Source organism: Parafannyhessea sp., assembly GCF_051876455.1.
Classification (GTDB): domain Bacteria; phylum Actinomycetota; class Coriobacteriia; order Coriobacteriales; family Atopobiaceae; genus Parafannyhessea.
In genome coordinates this window covers 1-4504 of record NZ_JBJEHW010000055.1, presented here as the reverse complement: position 1 = coordinate 4504, position 4504 = coordinate 1, and the positions used below count along the sequence as shown (strand labels likewise).

Here is a 4504-nt window from a genome sequence, read left to right as displayed (position 1 = left end):
CGTTGCTCATGATCTTCCTGACCAGCGCCGCGCTGTCGCGCTGCTTCTTCTGCGACTTGCCATTCCCTGCCAGGTGTACGTGCATGTTGATGAGGCCGGGCATGAGATAGCGACCCCTCAGGTCGTGGACCTCGCAGCCCGCGTATGCGCTCTTCTTGGATTCGGGCACGACGGCCTCGATGAGACTGCCGGAGGTGACGAGGACCATGCCCTCCAGCGGCTCCATGTCCTTCGTGCCATCGAGAATGGTTGCCCCGATGTAGGCGATGCGCGTGCGACCAGTCGTCCCCATGCCTCTTCTCCTCGTGGATAAGTGGCTTGGGCTGCGAGTCTAGCAAAACGATGTGCTTGGGTTGGGTGGGAATGCACCATCCAGTCCGTTCCTCTCGCATATGGAGCCGCGCAATGGCGCGGGGGCGATGCGGACCCGCGTCAGAACAGGCAGCCCTCGATCACGTCCTTGCCGAGAAGGGCATCCATCCATTTGGCGGGTATCGCGTCCATGCCGTAGGCAATCCCGGCCAGGCCACCGGCGACCGCGGCCGTCGTGTCCGTGTCATCGCCCAGGTTCACGGCCAGAAGGACACAGTCCTCGTAGGTCGAGGTGTTGCCAAGGCACCAGAGCGCGGCTTGCTCGGTATCCTTCACGAAGCCGCCGGAGCGGATGTCATCCTCGGGCACGCCGACCTGCTCCGAGGCGACCTCTGTCGGCATCGCGCCCTCAATCAGCCTCCTGGCAACGTGCACCATGCGCACGCATGCGTCGCACGAGGTGTGGTGCGCGTGGGTGATGGCGGACACGGCGCGGACCTCGTCGTCGGTCGCGTCGGTAAAGGCAAGCGGCAGGATCCGCATGAGCGAGCCGTTGCCGTTGTCGCGCCCACCTGACTGGCCTCGGCCCTCGTCCAGAGCCCGGGCCGTGCAGCCGCCGATGTCAAAGAGGCCGTCCACCGTGTAGGCGCCCTCGTGGTACCAGCGCTCGAACCTGCGGCGCATGTCCTCCACGTCCACGTGACCCGTCGCCCGGATGCTGTCGCATGTGGCCAGCGCCATGGACGTGTCGTCGCTCCACGTGCCGGCAGGCTGGTTGTGACTGCCATGACCCACCATGTCCGTGCAGGTAAACGATCCACGCGCCCGGAACTCGTACGGTACGCCCAGCGCATCGCCAACGGCCTGGCCGTACATGCAGTCGCGAAGAGTCGCTTTGGCTTTCATGGGATGGCCTCGATTCTGGGGGGTCGTCCTTCTCGCCTGCGTCGCGCGTGGGGAGAAGGACGTCCGCCGGTGTCGTGGGTGAGCCTTGCGCGCGGGGTGGCGCCTTGCCGACATTCTAGCTTCCGTGCTGGTGCGGTAACCGGGACGTTGCGGGTCCGCCCGAGCAGTTGCCTCGGGGCTACAATGCCACAAGCCGCGGGACTGCCGGCTGGCGGGCCTGCGGGATGCGGGCGAGCTCGAAAGGATCTTGGTGGACAGTCTCATCTTCAGCGTCAACGCGACCTTCCCCATCTTTCTCACCATGCTGCTGGGCATGTTCCTGCATCGGGTCGGGATGATGGACGACCGGTTTGCGGACTACCTCAACGCCTTCGTGTTCAAGGTGGCGCTGCCGGTGCTGCTGTTCCAGGACCTTGCGACGCAGGACTTCGCTGCCGCGTGGGACGGCCGCTTCGTCCTGTTCTGCTTTGTCGTGACGGCCCTGAGCATGGCGGCGATCACGCTGCTGGCGCACCTGGTGGTGCGCGACGTGCCGCAGCGCGGGGAGTTCATCCAGGCGAGCTATCGCAGCTCGGCGGCAATCCTGGGCATCGCCTTCATCCAGAACGTCTACAGGAGCGCGCCCACCACCATGGCGGCGCTCATGATCCTGGGCAGCGTCCCGCTCTACAACGTGTTTGCCGTGGTGGTGCTCACGCTCACCGCGGAGGGGGACGGCTCCTCTCGCCCGTCCGTGGGGTCGATGGCACGCAAGGCGGTTCGTGGCGTCATCACCAATCCAATCATCCTGGGAATCGTCGCGGGGTTTGCGTGGTCGCTCCTGCGCCTGCCCATGCCCAAGATCCTGGCGTCCACCGTCGGCAACGTGGCGGTGCTCGCGACCCCGCTGGGACTCATGGCGATGGGTGCGCAGTTCAGGTTCCGCTCCGCGCGGGGGAGCCTGGGCGTCGCCACCGTGGCGAGCCTCGTGAAGCTCGTGGGACTCGTTGCGGTGTTCATGCCCGTGGCCATCCACCTCGGCTTTCGCAACCAGCAGCTCATCGCGCTGCTCGTGATGCTGGGGTCCGCCTCCACGGTGAGCTGCTACATAATGGCGCGCAACATGGGGCATGACGGAACGCTCACCTCAACCATCGTGATGCTGACGACGCTTGGTTGTGCCCTTTCGCTCACGATGTGGCTCTGGGTGCTGCGCGCCGGCGGGTTCGTGTCCTAGGGTGCTCCGCCTTCGTGCTGGAGGCGGCGCGAGCTACCTCGTGAAGATGACGCTGCCCGCCTCCGTGGGATGGTCGAATATCACGACCTCGCACGCGTTTGTGCGGAAGCGCAGCAGCTTGGTCACGATCATCACGTCGCCCGCGGCGGACAGCGCCATGAACGCTCCGAGTATGGTGACGAAAAGGCTGCCGGTCGCGATGCCGAGCGCCATCGGCAGGATGCCAAGGAGAACCAGCGGGGCAAGTCCGCCTAGGACGTAAGGGCCGAGCTCAAGGGGCGTCTTGCACGTGCAGTAGGGCATGAGCATGAGGTACTTCCACATCATGCCGAACTCGATGTCGTGCAGGTGATTTTGAGAGAAGATCGCCCACGTGAGGCCATGTATCAGCTCGTGTGCGAAGACGAGGGCAAGTGCCACCAAGATCAGCGGCAGGCCAAGGTCCACCTCAAGCGAGTCCGTTGCCGTGGCTGGCGCAAAGGTGCGGTACAGCCAGAACGTGAGAAACGCCAACGGTACGGCGGCGACGATCACGACGACGTTTGCGAGGACGGGGCTGATGGTGAGGACCTCGCGTGCATAGCCAGTGGCGGCCATCCGGTCGCACACGTTCTGGAAGTGGTCGAGCCGGCGTTGCTCGGCCGCGGAGAGCCTGCGGTCGCTCTTGCCTGGACGGTCGGTCTTGGAGTGGCTCATGGCGTCGTCCTTTCACGGGCGGCAAGAAGTTGCCTAGAGTATACGGGGAAGCCACGTTAGCTTTGCGTTAGCTTTGGCGCATGGATTGCCTGTTTAAATATGCGGTATGGCGACTTGGGTGCGATTGGGGTGCCGTGACGATGAAGGACGATGAGTTCGAGAAGCGCGACGATGGTCCTCATGCGGACCTTACGGGTGAGGCCGCGGGCCTGCGCTGGCTGGGTGAGGCAGAGGCTGACGGCGGAATGGCGTGCGCGCGGGTGTATGGGGCCAGCACGCACCGGCTGTCCGAGGAGCGGATTCGCGAGGGCGCTCCCACGCGGGAGAAGGCGCGTCTTGCCGGGGCCGCGCTCGCGCGGACGCATGCCGCGGGTGCCGATTGGTACGGCTGTCCTCCTTCCGGTTGGAATGGCGCTGGTTACGCCATTGCGAACTCCGTTACGCAGGTGGTGCCGGCTGCGTCGCGGGATGGGGCAAAGACCTGGGGCGCTGCCTGCGCGCGCTGGCGCGTGATGCCCCACGTGCGTACGATTCGCGATGCCGGGCTGGTTGACGCGCAGGGCGCGCGTCTGCTCACGCACGTGGCCGACCGCATGGCCGAAGGCGGCTTCGACTCTCCGGAGCCTGGGCTCGTGCGGGGGCGGGGATTCCGCTGCTCGCGCATCCACGGCGACCTGTGGGCTGGCAACCTCCTTTGGGCGGACGAGGGAACGCGGGCGGCTGCAACGGGTGCGGCGCTGATAGACCCCATGGCTTCGGGTGGCCATGCCGAGACGGACCTCGCGATGCTCGCGCTCTTTGGCTGTGCGTACCTGGACGATCTGGTTGCGGCTTACGACGGGGTCTCTCCGTTGGCGGAAGGCTGGCGGGAGCGCGTGGGAATCCACCAGCTGGTGCCAGTGCTCCTGCACTGCGTGCTGTTTGGGGATGCCTACGTTGACCTCGCGCTGAGCATTGCGCGGCGCTACGCATAACTCGATCTTCTCGCCCTATGCGCAGCGCCTGGAGACGGTGACCGATGCGACTAGCCTTCCGGAGGCTCCTTGTTGCGCATGGCCTCCTGGGCGGCGCGCCTCGTTGGCTCCAATGCCTCCGTAAGCTCCTCCTCCGTGGGCAGGTACGTGACGTATGTGGAAGCGAAGAGTCCCTTTCCGTCTGCGAGTGCCGAATACTTTGCGACCGTTCGGTCGGAGCTTGAACAGAGTGTGAGCCCGATTGTGGGGTTGTCTCCCTCGGGGGCATACTTGGAGTCGAAGAGCCGGACGTAGAAGTCCATCTGTCCGACGTCCCTCGGGTTGAGTGGATGCGTCTTGAGCTCCACGAGCACGTGACACCTGAGGGTGATGTTGTAGAAGACGAGGTCCACGTAATAGC

Annotated in this window: 5 protein-coding genes and 1 pseudogene; 2 read left to right on the top strand and 4 right to left on the bottom strand. The window is 65.1% G+C overall.

The genetic code is table 11. From position 1 onward, the window contains the following. Both ACI38Z_RS02620 and ACI38Z_RS02615 read right to left on the bottom strand, forming a co-directional pair. Positions 1-292: pseudogene (locus ACI38Z_RS02620) on the bottom strand (amidohydrolase family protein); the annotation flags it as partial. 140 nt (positions 293-432) lie between these two features. Further along, positions 433-1218, bottom strand: coding sequence for an ADP-ribosylglycohydrolase family protein (locus ACI38Z_RS02615; protein WP_439788630.1), 786 nt, complete (start codon positions 1216-1218; stop codon positions 433-435). 250 nt (positions 1219-1468) lie between these two features. Here ACI38Z_RS02615 and ACI38Z_RS02610 point away from each other — a divergent pair, with 250 nt between their 5' ends. Next, complete coding sequence (locus ACI38Z_RS02610) at positions 1469-2434, top strand: AEC family transporter (RefSeq protein ID WP_439788629.1); 966 nt, start codon at positions 1469-1471, stop codon at positions 2432-2434. A 33-nt stretch (positions 2435-2467) separates the two neighbouring features. Here ACI38Z_RS02610 and ACI38Z_RS02605 read toward each other — a convergent pair whose 3' ends face one another. Continuing rightward, positions 2468-3130, bottom strand: coding sequence for a DUF3267 domain-containing protein (locus tag ACI38Z_RS02605; protein WP_439788628.1), 663 nt, complete (start codon positions 3128-3130; stop codon positions 2468-2470). Positions 3131-3270: 140 nt separating this feature from the next. Between ACI38Z_RS02605 and ACI38Z_RS02600 the strand changes: the two genes are divergently transcribed. Next, the gene (locus tag ACI38Z_RS02600; RefSeq protein ID WP_439788627.1) at positions 3271-4104 is read left to right on the top strand and encodes a fructosamine kinase family protein; all 834 of its coding nucleotides are present in this window, start codon (positions 3271-3273) and stop codon (positions 4102-4104) included. 50 nt (positions 4105-4154) lie between these two features. On the opposite strand, the gene ACI38Z_RS02595 is transcribed toward ACI38Z_RS02600, so the two are convergent. Further along, a partial coding sequence (locus tag ACI38Z_RS02595) for a PDDEXK nuclease domain-containing protein (protein WP_439788626.1) occupies positions 4155-4504 on the bottom strand: 350 nt, incomplete at its 5' end.